General features: G+C 73.2%; 14 protein-coding genes. 7 read left to right on the forward strand and 7 right to left on the reverse strand.

The genetic code is table 11. From position 1 onward, the window contains the following. Nucleotides 1-125: 125 nt before the first annotated feature. Nucleotides 126-599, forward strand: a complete 474-nt coding sequence (locus ACQPZF_RS00565) for a hypothetical protein (protein ID WP_433267099.1) — start codon at nucleotides 126-128, stop codon at nucleotides 597-599. 68 nt (nucleotides 600-667) lie between these two features. Beyond that, the gene (locus ACQPZF_RS00570; RefSeq protein WP_433267101.1) at nucleotides 668-1,144 is read left to right on the forward strand and encodes a hypothetical protein; all 477 of its coding nucleotides are present in this window, start codon (nucleotides 668-670) and stop codon (nucleotides 1,142-1,144) included. Between the two features lie 34 nt (nucleotides 1,145-1,178). Here ACQPZF_RS00570 and ACQPZF_RS00575 read toward each other — a convergent pair whose 3' ends face one another. The 6 genes from ACQPZF_RS00575 to ACQPZF_RS00600 form a co-directional block, all read right to left on the reverse strand. Next, nucleotides 1,179-2,357 (reverse strand): VWA domain-containing protein, encoded by a 1,179-nt coding sequence (locus tag ACQPZF_RS00575; RefSeq protein WP_433267103.1) that lies wholly within the window; start codon nucleotides 2,355-2,357, stop codon nucleotides 1,179-1,181. Nucleotides 2,358-2,457: 100 nt separating this feature from the next. Then, on the reverse strand, nucleotides 2,458-4,674 hold the full coding sequence (locus ACQPZF_RS00580; RefSeq protein ID WP_433267105.1) for a DUF5682 family protein: 2,217 nt from the start codon (nucleotides 4,672-4,674) through the stop codon (nucleotides 2,458-2,460). Next, the gene (locus ACQPZF_RS00585; RefSeq protein ID WP_433267106.1) at nucleotides 4,638-5,720 is read right to left on the reverse strand and encodes an ATP-binding protein; all 1,083 of its coding nucleotides are present in this window, start codon (nucleotides 5,718-5,720) and stop codon (nucleotides 4,638-4,640) included. Before ACQPZF_RS00585 ends, ACQPZF_RS00580 begins: the two co-directional genes overlap by 37 nt. Further along, nucleotides 5,717-7,300, reverse strand: coding sequence for a DUF5691 domain-containing protein (locus ACQPZF_RS00590; protein WP_433267108.1), 1,584 nt, complete (start codon nucleotides 7,298-7,300; stop codon nucleotides 5,717-5,719). Before ACQPZF_RS00590 ends, ACQPZF_RS00585 begins: the two co-directional genes overlap by 4 nt. Further along, nucleotides 7,297-8,565, reverse strand: coding sequence for an SWIM zinc finger family protein (locus tag ACQPZF_RS00595; protein WP_433267110.1), 1,269 nt, complete (start codon nucleotides 8,563-8,565; stop codon nucleotides 7,297-7,299). The genes ACQPZF_RS00590 and ACQPZF_RS00595 overlap by 4 nt, the downstream gene beginning before the upstream one ends. 39 nt (nucleotides 8,566-8,604) lie before the next feature. Beyond that, nucleotides 8,605-9,792 (reverse strand): homogentisate 1,2-dioxygenase, encoded by a 1,188-nt coding sequence (locus tag ACQPZF_RS00600; RefSeq protein WP_433267112.1) that lies wholly within the window; start codon nucleotides 9,790-9,792, stop codon nucleotides 8,605-8,607. A gap of 70 nt (nucleotides 9,793-9,862) precedes the next feature. Between ACQPZF_RS00600 and ACQPZF_RS00605 the strand changes: the two genes are divergently transcribed. The 3 genes from ACQPZF_RS00605 to ACQPZF_RS00615 are packed head-to-tail and all read left to right on the forward strand — an operon-like array spanning nucleotide 9,863 to nucleotide 12,585. Then, complete coding sequence (locus tag ACQPZF_RS00605; protein WP_433267114.1) at nucleotides 9,863-10,729, forward strand: hypothetical protein; 867 nt, start codon at nucleotides 9,863-9,865, stop codon at nucleotides 10,727-10,729. After that, on the forward strand, nucleotides 10,726-11,898 hold the full coding sequence (locus tag ACQPZF_RS00610; protein WP_433267117.1) for a fumarylacetoacetate hydrolase family protein: 1,173 nt from the start codon (nucleotides 10,726-10,728) through the stop codon (nucleotides 11,896-11,898). The genes ACQPZF_RS00605 and ACQPZF_RS00610 overlap by 4 nt, the downstream gene beginning before the upstream one ends. 9 nt (nucleotides 11,899-11,907) lie before the next feature. After that, nucleotides 11,908-12,585 carry an IclR family transcriptional regulator gene (locus ACQPZF_RS00615; RefSeq protein WP_433267119.1) on the forward strand — a complete coding sequence of 226 codons (678 nt, stop codon included), beginning with the start codon at nucleotides 11,908-11,910 and terminating at the stop codon, nucleotides 12,583-12,585. Between the two features lie 58 nt (nucleotides 12,586-12,643). On the opposite strand, the gene ACQPZF_RS00620 is transcribed toward ACQPZF_RS00615, so the two are convergent. After that, entirely contained in the window at nucleotides 12,644-13,240 is a 597-nt protein-coding gene (locus ACQPZF_RS00620; protein ID WP_433267121.1) for a TMEM165/GDT1 family protein, read from the reverse strand. Nucleotides 13,241-13,571: 331 nt separating this feature from the next. Between ACQPZF_RS00620 and ACQPZF_RS00625 the strand changes: the two genes are divergently transcribed. Together ACQPZF_RS00625 and cydB are read left to right on the forward strand one after the other, a co-directional pair. Then, the gene (locus ACQPZF_RS00625; protein ID WP_433267123.1) at nucleotides 13,572-15,074 is read left to right on the forward strand and encodes a cytochrome ubiquinol oxidase subunit I; all 1,503 of its coding nucleotides are present in this window, start codon (nucleotides 13,572-13,574) and stop codon (nucleotides 15,072-15,074) included. 9 nt (nucleotides 15,075-15,083) lie between these two features. Continuing rightward, nucleotides 15,084-16,085, forward strand: coding sequence for a cytochrome d ubiquinol oxidase subunit II (gene cydB / locus ACQPZF_RS00630; protein ID WP_433267125.1), 1,002 nt, complete (start codon nucleotides 15,084-15,086; stop codon nucleotides 16,083-16,085). The last annotated feature ends 106 nt before the right edge of the window (nucleotides 16,086-16,191 follow it).

A 16,191-nucleotide genomic window follows, 5' to 3' on the forward strand; every position in this document is an offset into this window, starting at 1 on the left:
ATCATTTCGCGGTCGCCCACGGGTTGATCGCTTCGCGCCGGCTCGCGGGGTGATCGCTTCGTGATTGCCCGCAGACGGCGGAGGGGTGGTGGCCTTAGCCTGGGCACGCCCTGGCGGAGGTGGCCGTGGTCGTGCCGAACAAGCCGTCCACCGAAGGTGCGGCGCTCGATGACCGGTGGACCCGGCACTGCCTGGAGATCGCGAGTCGACGGGCGTTCTGCTGGGTCGTCCTCGGCGTGCTCGCGTTCGGCGGGCAGTTGGCGCTGGTGCTCGTGGCCGACGTGACGTCCGAGTTGCCGGTCGTGCTGCTGGGGTTCTCGGTGGTCGTGCTGGGGTTGGCGCTGACCCGGCGGCAGCCGCCGGCCCGCGTGATGGCGGAGCACGGCTGGCAGTACGCGCGGGTGCACTGGCGCAACGGGCTGCTCGTCGTGCACGGCGACCGGCCGATCGTGCTGGACGTGAGCGCGGGGCCGCTGGCGCGCGGGCGGATCAGGCGGCACCGACGGGCGTGGCTGGTGCCGCCGGACCGCGCGGGCAACACGGTGGTCACGTTCCGCGGCGTGCCCCGGCTGTTCCCGGCGCGGGTGCGGCGGCGGTGAGCTATGTCTCGGCGTTTGGATGATCATCATTTCGGCTATCCCGGCCGGTGACGGGTATTTCTGGTTGGGTGGGAGCAGTGGTGGGCGAGGAGTGGACGAAGCGGTGCCTGACGCGCGCGGACCGGCGTGCGGTCGGGTTCATCGGGCTCGCGCTGCTGTCGGTCTTCGTCCTGTGGCTGGTGTCGGTCTGGATCGGGTCGGGCTGGGTGTTCGTGCTGACGCCGCTGTGCGTGGAGGTCGCCGTGCCGGGCCTGCGCCACTTCTTCAGCCGCCGCACGATGCGACGACTCGCCGACGGGTTCCCCTGGCACCAGGTGGCGGTGTCGTTCGTGCCGGGACGGGCGCGGGTGGGCCGGCAGGCGTACCTGGAGACCGCCGGGTCGGACCGGACGTTCCTGCGGCTGCCCGAGATGCCGGAACGGGTCCGCGAACAGGTGCGGAGCACCGGCCGGCTGTGGCTGGCCGGCCCGGACGACCGCGGCCGAACCGCCGTGCTGACCCGAGGCACGCCGTTCCTGACGCTGGGCCGCGTCGTGATCCGCTAGCTTCTGGCCGCGCCCTGACTCGCGTCGTCTTCTGCTAGCGGCCGACCGGGATGTCGTTCTGCTCCGCCCAGGCGGCCACGTCCTCCTTCCGCAAGGCGGTGGCCAGCAGGTCCGGGAACCGGTCCGGCGTGCACGCGAATGCCGGCGCGCCCAGGTCCGACAGCTTCGCCGCCAGCTCGTGGTCGTAGGCCGGGGTGCCGCTGTCCGACAGCGCCAGCAGCACCACGACCGTGACCCCGCTCTGCACCAGCTCCCGGACCCGGCGTTGCAGCTCCCGCGCCACGCCGCCCTCGTACAGGTCGCTGATCAGCACCATCACCGTGTCGGTCGGGCGGCGCACCAGCGACTGCCCGTACGCGACCGCCCGGTTGATGTCCGTGCCGCCGCCGAGTTGGGTGGCGAACAGCAGGTCGACCGGGTCCTTCAGGTCGTCGGTCAGGTCGACCACCTCGGTGTCGAAGACGACCAGCCTGGTGTCGATCGCGCGCAGCGAGGCGAGGCTCGCGCCGAGCACCGCCGAGTAGACCACCGACTCGGCCATCGACCCGGACTGGTCGACCAGCAGGATCACGTCCTTGAGCGCGGCGGCGCGGCTGCGGCGCGTGTGGCCGACCAGGTCCTGGACGACGACCGTGCGCTGGTCCGGTTGGTAGTGCCGGAGGTTGGCGCGGATCGTGCGGGACCAGTCGACGTCGGTCAGGCGCGGCCGGCTGGTGCGCTTGGAGTGGTCGATCGCGCCGTGCACGGCGGCCAGGAGGCGGTCGGCGAGCCGGCGCTCGATGTCGTCGACGACCTTGCGGACCACCGCGCGGGCCGTTTCCCTGGTGCGGGCCGGGATGGCGGAGGACAGCGAGACCAGCGTGCCGACCAGGCTGACGTCGGGCTCGACGCCGGCCAGCAGTTCGGGTTCCAGGAGGAGTTGGCGCAGCCCGAGGCGGTCGACCGCGTCCCGCTGCATGACCTGCACCACGGACGACGGGAAGTACGTGCGGATGTCGCCCAGCCACCGGTGCAGCACCGGCGACGATCCGCCGAGGCCCGCGCTCCGCTTGCCGCCCGTGTCGGGCGCGTCGGTGGGCGCGCCGCCGCCGCCGTAGAGGCCGGTGAGCGCCCCGTCGCGGCGGCGGTCGTCCTCGCCCAGCGCGCTCAGGTCGCCGGCCGCGCCGCCGAGCAGGAGCCGCCACCTGCGGAGGCGTTCGAGGTCTTCGGTCATCGCGTCTCCTCGGGCGGGCTCACGGTGTGAGTGCGCGGTGCGGGTGCGAAGTGCAGGCGCGCGGCGCGGGCGCGGGTGCGGTGCGGGTGCGCGGGCGGGGTCACGGGGCGGCTCCCGCGAGCAGGCTTCGGACGTGGGCGGCCAGTCGGGCGGCGAGGTCCTCGTCCCAGTCGGCGTTCGCGGCGGCGGTGCGGGTGGTGCCCTTGACGCGGTCGCCGAGCATCCGGCGTTCCGCCGGGCTGAACTCGGCGATCGCCCGGCGCAGCAGCGGCAGCGCGGCCTCGAAGTCCGCGGTGGTCAGGCCGGACAGCCAGTCGTCCACCACGCCGAACAGCCTCGGGTCGGCGGTGAGCAGCGCCGCCGAACCCCGCAGGAAGCCCGCCACGAACGCGGTCGCGCCGGCCGTGAGGGAGACCGCCCGGTGCAGTCTGGCCGCCACGGCGTCGGAGTCCAGCGCCCCGGTCTCCCAGAGCAGCCTGGTCGCGCGGCCGGTGGGCAGGCCGTGCGCGTCCGGCATCGCCACCAGCGACCGCAGGGCCCGCTGCCAGCTCTCCTTGTGGTCCTCGTCGGCCGCCAGGCGCACGGCGTCGTCCGCGCCGTCCACGGCGGCGATGGCGCGTTCCGCCGTGTCGTCGTCCACTCCCCGGCACGCCAGCGGCAGACCGACCGCGCCCCGCGCCAGCAGGCCGTGCAGGGCCACCCGCAGGAGTTCGGGGTCGGTGCCGCGGACCGACCCGTAGCGGACGGTCGTCGCCAGGTCCGGGAGGGCCGCCAGGAGTTCCAGGGCGTCCGTCGCCGCCGCCGCGCAGCGGTCCAGGGCGGTGCGGGACGCCGCCACGGCGGACGGGATCTCGCAGCCGACCGACCGGCTGAGCGTTTCGGCCGCGTCCACCACGCGGGTCGCGCCGGCGGCTCGGCCGGTCAGGACCTGGTCGGCGGCGGCCTCCACGGTGGTGCCGTGGCGGGCGGCGGTGGCGAGCGCCACCGCGAACTCGGGTTTCCAGTGCAACTGCCAGGCTTCCGCGAACGTGCCGAGGGTGCGGGTGGTGTCCGGCGTGCCCCAGGGAACGTCCAGGACTTCCAGGCGGCGCAGGAGTTTCGAGCGTTCGCGGTCGGTGTCCTTGCGGAGGTCCAGGCGTAGTTGCTTCGGGGTCGCGTCGAGGGGCAGGCGCAGGCGCTTGGTGAGGCGGTTCAGGTCGGCGGCGAGCGGGGACGTGGGGACGCCCTCGCCGACCTCGCCGAGGCGTTCGCCGACCACCAGCCGGTCGTGGACGAGGTCGAGCGGCACCTGGTCGCCGTTGCACAGCACGGCTTTGGCGGCCTCCATGACCTCGGACAGGCCGGGGGACGGCCGGCCGCGCAGGGCGGCGAGGGTGTCCGCGAGGCGCACGGCCTCCACGGCGCTCGCGGTGGACGCCGGGAGGTCTTCGGCGCGGAGCACGGTGCAGGCGCGGGCGAACCAGCGGGCGATCGTGTCACCCCTCGGCGCGCACTCCCACAGGTGCGCGTACCAGCCGGGCGAGTCGATGCCCGCGCCGTAGCCGGAGGCGGTGGCCAGTTTGCCGTGGCTCCACGGCACCCAGGTGCCGGAGATCTTCTTCTTCGGCAGGCCTTTCAGCAGCGCCGCGTCCGATGCGGCGGGTGGCAGCGTGCGCAGGGCGGGCACGTGCCACGCGCCGCAGACGACCGCGATCGGGCCGTCGGTGTCCTTCAGGGCCCGGCGCAGGTTCCGGCGCATCGCGGCCTCGCGGCGCAGGGTCCGGTCGTCCACCTCGTCGGCGAACTCCTCGCGCAGCGCCGTCATCGCCTCCGCGACCGCCTCCGCCAGGTCGGCCGGGTCGGTGTGGTGCTCGACCACGTCCTCCCACCAGCGTTCCGGGTCGTCGAAGCCGGCCGCCTCGGCGAGCGTGCCCAGCGGGTCCAGGGACGCCTTGCGGCCCTCGGCGGGCTCCTCGGCCAGCGACGCGGCGGCGGCCAGGTCGAAGAACCGCACCGGCACCCCACCGGCGCTCGCCCACACCAGCGCCCGCCACTCCGGGGAGAACGCCGCGAACGGCCAGAACGCCGCGCTCGCGGGCTCCGCCTCGTCGTGCAGCAGCAGCGCCACCGGCGGGACGAGGTCGGGCACGTGGCCCAGCAGCGCGTCACCCTCCGGAGGGCCCTCGATGAGGACGATCTCCGGCCGGACGCGTTCCAGCGCCGCTTCGACCATGCGGGCCGAGCCGGGGCCGTGGTGGCGGATGCCGAGCAGCGTCACGCGCCCGGGCAGGTCTTCGGCCATCAGCGGTCCTGGCACGCCCGGTAGAGGTCGCGCCACTCGGCGCGCTCCTTGACGACGGCCTCCAGGTACTCGTGCCACGCGGCGGAGTCCGAGACCCGGTCCTTGACGACCGCCCCGAGCAGGCCGGACGCCAGCTCGTCGGCGGTGATCGTGCCGTCGCCGAAGTGGCCCGCGAGCGCCATGCCGCTGGTCACCACCGAGATCGCCTCGGCGGTGGACAGGCTGCCGCTGGGCCGTTTCAACTGGGTGCGTCCGTCCACTGTGGACCCGTTGCGCAGCTCGCGGAAGATCCGCACCACCCGGCGCACCTCCTCCAGCGCGGGCGGCTCGGCGGGCAGCTCCAGGGCGCGGCCGAGCTGCGCGGCGCGGGCCGAGACGATCCGCACCTCGTCGTCCTCGCTCGCGGGCGGCGGCAGGACGACCGTGTTGAAGCGGCGGGCGAGGGCGGACGACATCTGGTTGACGCCCCGGTCGCGGTCGTTGGCGGTCGCGATCACCGTGAAGCCGGGCACCGCCTGCACCTGGAGGCCGAGTTCCGGCACCGGCAGCGTCTTCTCGGACAGGATCGTGATGAACGAGTCCTGCACCTCGGCGGGCATCCGGGTCAGCTCCTCGATGCGCGCCACCGCGCCGAGCCGCATCGCCGTCATCACCGGGCTCGGGACGATCGCCGCCTCGCTCGGGCCCTCCGCGATGAGGCGGGCGTAGTTCCAGCCGTAGCGGACGGCGTCCTCCCCGGTGCCCGCCGTGCCCTGGACGACCCGGGTCGAGTCGCCGCTCACCGCCGCCGCGATGTGCTCGGACAGCCACGACTTCGCGGTGCCCGGCACGCCCACCAGCAGCAGCGCGCGGTCCGTCACCAGGGTGCCGACGGCGATCTCCACCAGGCGGCGGTCGCCCACGTACTTGGGGGTGATCACGGTGCCGTCCGGCAGCGTGCCGCCCAGCACGTACCGGACCACCGCCTGCGGCGACATGCGCCAGCGCGGCGGGCGCGGCCGGTCGTCGGCCTTCGCCAGCGCGTCCAGCTCGGCGGCGTACTGCTGCTCCGCCGACGGGCGCAGCACGGTCTCGGTGGTCACGGTCGAGGTCCTTCCGGTCGGGTGGCGAACGCTTCGCGGAGCCGCATCCGCAGGTGGAGCACGTCGAGGTCGGTGGTGTGCTCGGGCCAGCGCTCGGTGATGCGGTCCCGCTGCGCGCCCAGCACCTCGGCGTCGCCGCGCGCGAGCAGCACGGCCGGCGGCCGGCCCGCCCGCCACCTCGGGTCGCGGGTCTGCGCGTAGCGGTCGAGCAGGGCTTCGGTGGCCTGCGGCGACCACGGGCCGGGTAGCTGCGAGCAGGCGTGGTCGAGCAGGTCGTAGTTCCAGTTCCGGGAGACCTCGGCGATGGTCCGCGCGGCCAGCTCCGGCGGCAGGGTGGCCAGCATCTCCAACTGCTCCATGCCGGTCAGCGTCCGGGTCGCCGCCACCGCCCACGGCCCGGCGTCCGCCGCCAGCCGCAGGCGCTGCGCCACGCCCCGCAGCAGGGCCGCCGCCCACGGGCCGCGTTCCAGCTCACGGGCCGCGCCCCGGTCGTCGACGCCCAGCCGGCTCGTCCAGTGGCTCGGCGGCACGCTCGCCGCCGCACCCCGCAGCCGGCCCGCCACGCCCGTCTCGGAGCCGTCGCGCAGCAGGTCGCGGGCCTCGTCCGGCTCCGGTTCGAGTTCGGTCCACAGCTCGTCGCTCTGCACGTCGAAGCCGTCGGCGGTGAGCCACAGGCCCCGGTGGAGGCGTTCGGCGGCACGGCCGGCGAGGTCGGACGCCGGCAGCGCGCGGAGCAGCCGCAGGGCCTCGTCGTGGACGCCGATCGCGCGGTCGTCCAGGGCTTGTTCGAGCAGCGGCTCGTCGGCCGGGGACAGGCCCGCTTCGAGGGCGGCGACCAGCGCCTGGCGGTCGGTGGCCCGGCGTTGCCGGGTGAACTGCTCCGCGAGGAACGCCCTGGTCGCGTCCGGCTCCGCGATCCGGGCGCGGCGCAGGGCGGTCAGCCGGGCCGTGCCGGGCAGGTCCAGCGCTTCGAGCAGGTCGACGGCCTCGGTGGCGGCCGGGTCGGTGGCCCACTTCCAGCCGGGGCGCACGGACGCCAGCCAGCGGCCACGGCCGCCGAGGACCTTCGCGACGGCCTGGCGCAGACCGGGGTGGGCGGTGGCGAGGCCGAGCAGGGCCGGCAGCTCCTTGGCGGCGGCGACCACGTTCGTGCGGGCGGCCATGCCACACCACTCGGTGAGCAGGATCTGGTCGTCCAGGGCGAGGATCTGGGCCAGCACGGCACGGGCCGGGCCGTCCGCCACGCGGTCCGCCGAGGCGGGGGCGGGCGCGAGGGGCGGTGTGTCGAGCACGGGCGGCAGTTGGGCGGCATGCGCGGCCACGCCCAGGGCGGCGCAGCGGTCCAGCAGTTCGGCCGGCGTGGTGCCCGCCCGGTGGGCGCCCAGGAGCAGCGCTTGGACGGTCTCGTCCCAGGCGGCCTTGGTGCTCGCCGCGCTACCCGACGACGCCGTCGTGCTCGCCGCGTCGGCCGAGGACGCGTCGGCGCTTGTCTCGCGGCCTGAGGGCGATGTGGTGCTCGCCGTGCCGCGTGAGAAGGCGTCGGCGTTCGCCGTGTCGCCCGTGAAGGCTTCGGTGTTCATCCCACCACCTCCGGAGCCCCGCCGGGCTCGGCGACCGCGCCCAGGCGCAACTCACGGCCGTTCCACAAGCCCCAGGCGTCGAACGGCTCACCGCCGGTGACCGCGACGGCCTGGTCCAGCGCGAGATCACTCCGCACCGGCACGCCCCGGCCCGTCACGTCCAACAGGTGCCTGGTGTCGGCGGTCAGCCGCACCCCGGCGCACCCCAGCGGGTGCAGCCGCAGCCACGGATCGGCGACCAGGTACTCCTCCAGCCCCGCCAACGCCTCCCGCCACCCGGCGGCCACGGGCACCGGCGAAGCCGGCCGTTCGGCCACCACCTCGCCCAGCGCCACCCGCCGGGGCGCGGCCCCCGGATAAGGGTGCAGCACCCCCTCCACCTCCACCCCGTGCGGCAGCAGCGGAACCGGCCGCGCGCCGCCGCCCGCGTGCCGGATCGCGGTGACCCAGCCGTGCTCCCGGCCCCACACCCACTGCCGGACGGTGCGCACCAGGCCGTCGTCCGACTCCAGCCGCAGCAGCGGCAGCCAGCGGTCCGCCCAGGCCTCGCCGGCCCGCACCTCCTCCTCGGCGACGGAGAACCCGAGCCGCCGCCGCACCACCTCCGACGGCTCGCCGGCCAGCCGCACCAGCAGGTGCATCCCGCCCAGCCGGTCGGCCGCCTCGTGCGCCCACGCCGGACCGCCCGCCGCGACCGCCGTCCGCAGCCCGTCCACAGCCGACGCCAGGCCCTTCGCCTGCGCGTCCACCATCCGCGCCCCGACCGCGTGCCACCACGCCGCGTCCCGCGCGGGCAGCCCCGCGATGCCCGACCGCGCCACGTCGGCCAGCCAGTCGCCCAGCCCGGCCACGCCGCCGCGCACCGCCTCGGCCCGGTTGCGGGCGGTCTTCTCCTTGGCGCGGGCCCGCCGCTGCGCGGCCTCCGGCGACGTGTCGACCGGCGCCGCGACCTGCTGCCGCCGGTCCAGCCACTCGGCCACCCAGTCGGGCGGCTCCGCGGGCGCCAGCGGCTCGCGCGCGTCCCGCAGTTGCAGCGCCAGCGCGTGCTTGCAGGGGAACTTCCGGGACGGGCACGAGCACTTGCTCGCCCGGTCCGCCAGGTCGACGCACACCCGGTACGGCGTCCTGCCGCTACCCGCGCACAGCCCCCACAGCGCCTCGGTGCTGCGGCCGGACCCGGTCCAGCCGGACGACCCCGCCAGCCGGGTGGCGCTGCTCGCCACCTGGCTGTCCGGGGCCAGTTCCAGAACCGATCGCACGTCCATGGTTGCCGAAGGTAGCGGCGACCACCGACAAAAAGACGATCACCCCAGGTCGGGCCCCCGGCGGGCCCAGGACCAGGCGTACTTCCGGTCCTCCGAGGCCAGCGCCGCCTCGCCCAGGTCCAGCGGGCGGAAGGTGTCGACCATGACCGCCGTCTCGTCGAAGAACTCCGCGCCCAGCGACGCCTCCACCGCGCCCGGCTGCGGGCCGTGCGTGCAGCCCGACGGGTGCAGGGACAGCGACCCGACTCCGATGCCGGAGCCCTTGCGGGCCTCGTAGTTGCCGCCGACGTAGAACATCAGCTCGTCGGAGTCGACGTTGGCGTGGTTGTACGGCACCGGGATCGCCAGCGGGTGGTAGTCGACCTTGCGCGGCATGAACGAGCACACCACGAAGTTCGGCCCCTCGAACGTCTGGTGCACGGGCGGCGGCTGGTGCACGCGGCCGGTGATCGGCTCGAAGTCGCGGATGTGGAACACCCACGGGTACAGGCAGCCGTCCCAGCCCACGACGTCGAACGGGTGGTTGGCGTAGGTGAACTTCGTCAGGCCCGCGCGGTGGCGCACGAGGACCTCCACGTCCTCGCCGTCGACCAGCAGCGGCTCCGAGGGCCCGCGGATGTCCCGTTCGCAGTACGGCGAGTGCTCCAGGAACTGGCCCTTGGCCGACAGGTACCGCTTCGGGGGCCCGATGTGACCGGTGGCCTCCAGCACGAGGATGTTCATCGGCCGGTTCGGCACCACGCGGTACGTGCACGACGTCGGCAGCACCACGTAGTCGCCCTCGCCGACCGTGAGAGCGCCGTAGATGGTCTCCACGACCCCTTCGCCGGTCTGCACGTAGAGCAGCTCGTCACCGGCGGCGTTGCGGTACAGCGGGCTGGGGGCGTTCGCGCTGACGAAGCCGATCGTCACGTCCGTGTTGCCGAACAGCCGGCGGCGGCCGGTGACCGCGTCGACGTCTCCCGACCAGGTCAGATCCTGGGTCTTGAAGGCGCGCGGCTTGAGCGGGAGGTTCGGGCTCAGCTCGCCCGTCCGGTAGTCCGCGGCGGTCTCGACGGTCTCCGCGTTCACGATCGCGGTCGGCAGGTGGCGGTGGTAGAGCAGCGCCGAATCGGCCGAAAAGCCCTCGACCCCCATCAGCTCTTCCGCGTACAGCCCGCCCTCCGGTGTGCGGAACTGCGTGTGGCGCTTTCGGGGTATCTCACCCACCTGGCGGTAGTACGCCATTCGTTCACTCCGGGCGTTCGGTAGTCGGACATCTTTGTTCATTGACCGGTACGCCACTAGCGTGTCAGCCGTGTCAAGCGCCTTCGAACTCCGTGCGCCCGGTCCACGCGGCACTCCGCCCCTGCTCGCGAGGCTCGTCGACGACGCCGCGCTGTTCCCGCCGGGCAACGCGACGATGCCCGACGCGGTACGCGGCCACCTCGACGCCCGCGTCGGGGACTGGGCGGGTGCGGTGGGACTCTTCCTGTGTCCCGCGTCACGTCTCGCCGAGCTGATCACCGAGTTGATCAAGGTGAAGCCGGTCAAGCCGATCGCCCTCTCGCTGGTCATCGACACGGGCCTGGGCGGTGTGCCCAAAGCCGTGTCGATCGTCGAATCCCGCAGCGAGCTGCTCGCGCTGCGCATGGTCGAGATGCCCGCGCCGTCCGACGTGGACGAGGTGTGGCTGGAACGCGTCTCCGAGTTCGTGCCCGAGGACGTGATCCGAGTCGTAGAGCCGCGTCGGGGCGGCTCCGAGTGGCTGGACGGCGTCCGCCGGGTCATCGAGCACGGCAGTTGGCCCAAGCTGCGCTGCGGGGGTCTCTCCAAGGAGAACTTCCCGAGCGTGGACGAGGTCGCCGACTTCCTGTCGGTGGTCTCGGGCGGCGGCGTCGCGTTCAAGGCCACGGCCGGGCTCCACCACGCCGTCCGCTACACGGACGGCGAGACCGGGTTCACCCACCACGGGTTCCTGAACCTGCTCGTGGCCACGGCGCGCGCGCTGTCCGGCGGTGACGTGCGCGAGGCGCTGTCGTCGTCGGACGCCGAGGCGCTCGCGGCCGAGGCGGGCGGGCTTACCGACCAGGGCGCGCACGCCGTGCGCGGGGTGTTCGCCTCCTACGGCTCGTGCTCCCTGGACGACCCCATCACCGACCTGGAAGAACTGGGCCTCTTGTGACCTGGATCGAAGACCCGGCGTTCACCGCCGACGAGCCCTTCGGGCCGCAGACCCTGCCTTACGGCGTGCTGCCCACCGGAATCGCCGTGCGGGTGGGCGACCAGGCGCTGCCGCTGCGGCCCATCGCGGACCACTTCGGCCGCCTGGCGGACCTGGTGTCGGCGTCGTCGCTGAACCCGCTGCTGGCCGCCGGGCGGACCGCGTGGAGCGAGCTGCGGGCCCGGCTGACGGAACTCGTGACGGCCTCCTCGGCGCCTCGTGGGGCCACCCTGGTGCCGTTGGACGGTGCGGTGCTGCCGTTCGACGTCGCGGACTACGTGGACTTCTACTCGTCGCGCAACCACGCGGAGAACGTCGGCCGCATCTTCCGCCCCGACGGCGAGCCGCTGCTGCCGAACTGGACCCACATCCCGATCGGCTACCACGGCCGGGCGGGCACGGTCGTCGTCTCCGGCACGCCCATCGTGCGCCCGCACGGGCAGCGGCGGACGTCGGACGGGCCGGTGTTCGGGCCGACCGGGCGGCTGGACATCGAGGCCGAGGTCGGCTTCGTGTGCGGCGGGCCGGTCGCGTCCCGGCTGACCCCGTCGCAGGCGGTGGACCACGTGTTCGGCGTGGCGCTGGTCAACGACTGGTCGGCGCGGGACGTCCAGGCGTGGGAGTACCAGCCGCTGGGCCCGTTCCTGGGCAAGTCGTTCGCGACGTCCGTGTCGGCCTGGGTCACGCCGCTGGAGGCGTTCGCGGTGGCCCGGGTGACCCCGCCGCCGCTGGGCAACGACGTGCTGCCCTACCTGGTCGAGGAGCGCCCGTGGGGCCTCGACATCCGGCTGGAGGTGGAGTGGAACGGCGACCTCGTGTCGAAACCGCCCTTCCGGGCAATGTCCTGGACTTTCGCGCAACAACTCGCGCACCTCTCGGCGAACGGCGCTACCGTTCGGCCAGGTGACTTGATCGCGTCGGGCACGGTGTCCGGCCCGGCCCGCGACGAGCGCGGTTCCTTCCTGGAGCTGAGCTGGGGCGGGCGGGAGCCGGTCCGGGTGGCCGGTGAGGAGCGGACGTTCCTGGAGGACGGCGACACGGTGCGCATCACCGCGACCGCCCCCGGAGAGCACGGCTCACTCGTCGGACTGGCCGAAGTGGTCGGCACGATCACTCCCGCGGACGTTTGAGAGGTAGGAATGCCGGTGGCCAGACCTGACCCGCGGACCCGGCTCCCGCTGCCCGCCGGGTCGAAGGAGAGCTCGCTGACCCTGGAGCGGGGGCTGGCCCTGCTCCAGGCGGTGGCGGACGCCGAGTCTGAGGCGCCGTCGATCAGCGAGCTGGCCGCGGCGATCGGCGCCTCCCGGGCCGCCGTCTACCGGCTCCTGGTGCCGTTGCAGTCCCGTGGGCTGGTGCGGCGCGAGGGGTCGAAGGTCCGGCTGGGGCTGGGCGTGCTGCGGCTCGCGTCGAACGTGCTGCCGCAGCTTCGGCTGGCCGCCCAGCCCGCGTTGCGGGCGTTGGCGGAACACGTCGGGGCGACCGCGCACCTGACCGTCGCGGACGGGACCGAGGCGCAGGCCGTGGCCGTGGTCGAGCCGTCCTGGACGGCGTACCACGTGGCCTACCGGGTCGGATCCCGCCATCCCGTGCACCGCGGGGCGGCGGGGAAGGCCATCGGGCTGTCGCTGGAGGGCCGGCAGTGGGTGCACTCGACCGGCGAGTTGCAGCCCGGCGCTTACGGCATCGCCTCGCCGGTGCGTGGCGTGTCCGGGTTGCGGGCCAGCGTGGGCGTGGTGGCCCTGGAGAAGCTCGACGGCGACGTCGTGGGGCCGCAGGTGGTGCGGGCGGCTCAGGAGGTCGCTGACGCCCTGCGGTGAGGGTGGATCCCGATGCCGCCCTCGTCCGGGACGACGTGCCGGCCCGGTCCGGCGATCCTCAGCCCACCACCGCCTGCCACACCGCGACCACGGCGAACACCGCGAAGATCACCCCGCTGACCCGCTGGATCAGGTGCGTCGGAATACGACCCGCGATCCTGCGCCCCACGAGCACCGCGATCCCGGCGACGGCCACCAGCGCCAGGAACGCGCCCAGCCCCACGAAAACCGGGGCGCCGTAACGGGCCGACAAAGCGGCCGTGGCGAGCTGCGACGCGTCACCCCATTCGGCGGCGAACAGGACCCCGAAAGAAGTCAGCGCGGCACGCCGAAAAGACACCGCCGGCGCCGCCGACGAAGAGGACTCCTCCTCGTCGTCCCGCGCGAAGCTCTCCTTCAACAGCAGGAACGAGCCCACGCCGAACAGCACGGCCACCACACCGGCCACCAGGCGGTCCGGCAGGAGGGTGAGCACGCCGCCGAAGGTCGCCGCCACCACGCACTGCACGGCGAACGCGGCGGTGACCCCCGCGAACACCGGCCAGGCCCGGTAGCGGGTGGTCAGGACGAGCGTGGCCACCATGGTCTTGTCCGGCAGTTCGGCCAGGAAGATGATGCCGAAGGCCGTTGCCAGGGCGATGAGTTCCGGTGCCACGAGGTACCTCCACGTCCGTGATCCCGGACGGAGGCAGCACGACCCCGACCGGGCGTGTCGCACTGCCCGGCCGGAGGTCTCGTTCGCCCGTCCGAAGACGGGTGAGGGACCGGATCCGCTCTGGGCGGACCAGTATGTCGATCACCTCGCCGGACCGCTCGGGCGTGACGCGGTCGCGGGAACTACTCCCCTCTGGCGCGTCCAGCCTAGTTCACGGGTCCGCGCGGGTCGACGTGACGCCGACCGCACCCACTGGGGGGACCTTGGTCCCGGGCCCGACGGGACCGTCGTACCTGATCGACACCCGGTCCCCCGACCTACCGTCGTGGCCGTGGACGTCCTCGACCTGGCGCGGTGGCAGTTCGGCATCACCACCGTCTACCACTTCCTGATGGTGCCGCTGACGATCGGCCTGTCGCTGCTCGTCGCCACGATGCAGACGGCCTGGGTGCGCACGGGTGACCGCAAGTACCTGGCGATGACGAAGTTCTGGGGCAAGCTGCTGCTGATCAACTTCGCCATGGGCGTGGTCACCGGCATCGTGCAGGAGTTCCAGTTCGGCATGACCTGGAGCGCGTACTCGCGGTTCGTCGGGGACGTGTTCGGCGCGCCGCTCGCGATGGAGGGCCTGGTCGCGTTCTTCGTCGAGTCGACGTTCCTCGGGCTGTGGATCTTCGGGTGGGACCGGCTGCCGCGCAAGGCGCACCTGGCGTGCGTGTGGGCGTTCTCGCTGGCGTCCATCGCGTCCGCGTACTTCATCCTGGCCGCCAACTCGTGGATGCAGCACCCGGTGGGCGTCGAGATGGTCGACGGCCGGCCGCGGCTCACCTCGATCTGGGAAGTGCTGGGCAACAACACCGTGCTGGCCGCGTTCCCGCACACGATCTTCGGCGCGTTCGCGGTGGCCGCCGCGTTCCTGGTGGGCGTCGCGGCGTGGCAGTTGTGGCGTCGCAACGCCGACGAGCCGGTGTGGCGGTCGTCGGTCAAGCTCGGCACGTGGGTCGGCGTGGTGGCGTTCGCGGGCCTGTCGGTCACCGGGGATCTCCAGAGCAAGCTGATGTTCGAGCAGCAGCCGATGAAGATGGCCGCCGCCGAAGCCCTGTGCCACACCGAGTCGCCGGCGGGGTTCTCGGTGTTCGCGGTGGGCGACGTGTCGCGGCCCGACTGCGAGAACGTCAAGAGCATCACCGTGCCCGCGCTGCTGTCGTTCCTCGCGCACGGCGACTTCACCACCGAGGTCAAGGGCGTGCAGGAGCTGGTCCCGCTGTACCAGGAGAAGTACGGCGCGAACTACCCGGTGGACGAGCGGCTGGGCGAGCTGTCGGGCCGGCCGATCGACTACGTGCCGATGCTCCCGGTCACCTACTGGGGCTTCCGGCTGATGATCGGGTTCGGCGCGATCTCGGCCGGCGTGGGCCTGCTGGTGCTGTGGCTGACCCGGGGCGGGCGGACGCCGCGCGGGACGTGGTTCAAGTGGCTCGCGCTGGGCAGCATCGCGACGCCCTTCCTGGGCAACAGCTTCGGCTGGATCTTCACCGAGATGGGACGGCAGCCGTTCGTCGTGGTGCCGAATCCGACCGGCGTCGACGGGGTGTGGATGTTCACCGCGCGGGCCGTGTCGAACTCGACGCCGGGCGAGGTGCTGACGTCGTTGGTCGCCTTGACGCTCGTCTACGGGGTGCTGGCGTGCGTCGAGGTGTTCCTGATCCGGCGGTACGTCCGCGGCGGTGTCGCGGGCGTGCTGCCGGATCCGAAACCGGACGGGCCGGCCGGGCGGCCAGGTCCGGAGCCCGGGTCGAAGTCGGACGACGACGTCCTGACGTTCGCGTACTGAGGGGGAGCCGTGGAGACGTTCTGGTTCTGCGTGATCGCCCTGCTGTGGCTGGGCTACCTGTTCCTGGAGGGGTTCGACTTCGGCGTCGGCATGCTGCTGCCGGTGCTCGGCCGTGACGAGACCGAGCGCCGGGTGCTGATCAACACGATCGGGCCGGTGTGGGACGGCAACGAGGTGTGGCTGCTGGTCGCGGCCGGCGCCACGTTCGCGGCGTTCCCGGGTTGGTACGCCTCGCTGTTCAGCTCCGTCTACCTGCCGCTGACGTTGATCCTGCTGGCGCTGATCGGGCGCGGGGTGGCGTTCGAGTACCGGGGCAAGGTGGACACGGCGCGGTGGCGGCGGGTGTGGGACGCGGTGATCGTCCTCGGGTCGTGGATCGCGCCGCTGGGTGTCGGGTTGTTGTTGACCGCCAACGTTTTCGGCCTGCCGCTGGACGCCGCCGGGGACCGCGTGGGGTCGCCGTTCGCGGCGATCAGCCTGACGACTTTGTTGGGGGCGCTGGCGATCGCCGGGTACGCGCTCGTGCACGGCGCGGTGTTCCTGTCGTTGAAGACCGAGGGCGAGGTGCGGGAACGGGCCCGTGCGCTGGCGTTGCGGGTCGCGCCGTTCGCGTTGGCGCCGTTGGTGGTCCTGCTCCTGTTGGTGCAGTTGCGGTTCGGGTCGGTGTGGACTTACGCGGCGGCGATCGGTGTGGCTCTGGCGGCGTTCGGCGCGATGGCGCGGCTGGCACTACGGCGTGAGGGGCAGGCTTTCGCTTTGATGGGTGTCGCGGTGGCTTGTGCGGTGGTGGCCCTCTTCGGTGCTCTGTACCCGAATGTTCTACCGTCCACTTTGGACCCTGCTTTTACGCTCACCATCGAGAACACTGCGTCGAGCCCGTACACGTTGACCGTGATGACGTGGGTGGCGGCGTTCGGCACGCCCGCTGTGCTGGTGTACCAGGGGTGGACGTACTGGGTGTTCCGCAAGCGCATCGGCACCCGGCACATTCCGTCGGTGCACGTTCCCTGACGGGTCGCGCGTTTCGGCCGGGTGGACCATCCACCCGGCCTTTTCGCGTGCCCGGAGGTTCTTTCACACACCCGGATGGCCGACGGGGGGACGGGACCTAGGTCCT

This window comes from Actinosynnema sp. CS-041913, assembly GCF_050942485.1.
In the GTDB taxonomy this organism is placed as follows: domain Bacteria; phylum Actinomycetota; class Actinomycetes; order Mycobacteriales; family Pseudonocardiaceae; genus Actinosynnema.

What these genes read in the sequence shown, in the direction of transcription:
- ACQPZF_RS00575 (WP_433267103.1), bottom strand. Translation starts at nt 2,357, where the DNA reads ATGACCGAAGACCTCGAACGCCTCCGCAGGTGGCGGCTCCTGCTCGGC.
- ACQPZF_RS00600 (WP_433267112.1), bottom strand. Translation starts at nt 9,792, where the DNA reads ATGGCGTACTACCGCCAGGTGGGTGAGATACCCCGAAAGCGCCACACG.
- ACQPZF_RS00595 (WP_433267110.1), bottom strand. Translation starts at nt 8,565, where the DNA reads ATGGACGTGCGATCGGTTCTGGAACTGGCCCCGGACAGCCAGGTGGCG.
- ACQPZF_RS00615 (WP_433267119.1), top strand. Translation starts at nt 11,908, where the DNA reads ATGCCGGTGGCCAGACCTGACCCGCGGACCCGGCTCCCGCTGCCCGCC.
- ACQPZF_RS00590 (WP_433267108.1), bottom strand. Translation starts at nt 7,300, where the DNA reads ATGAACACCGAAGCCTTCACGGGCGACACGGCGAACGCCGACGCCTTC.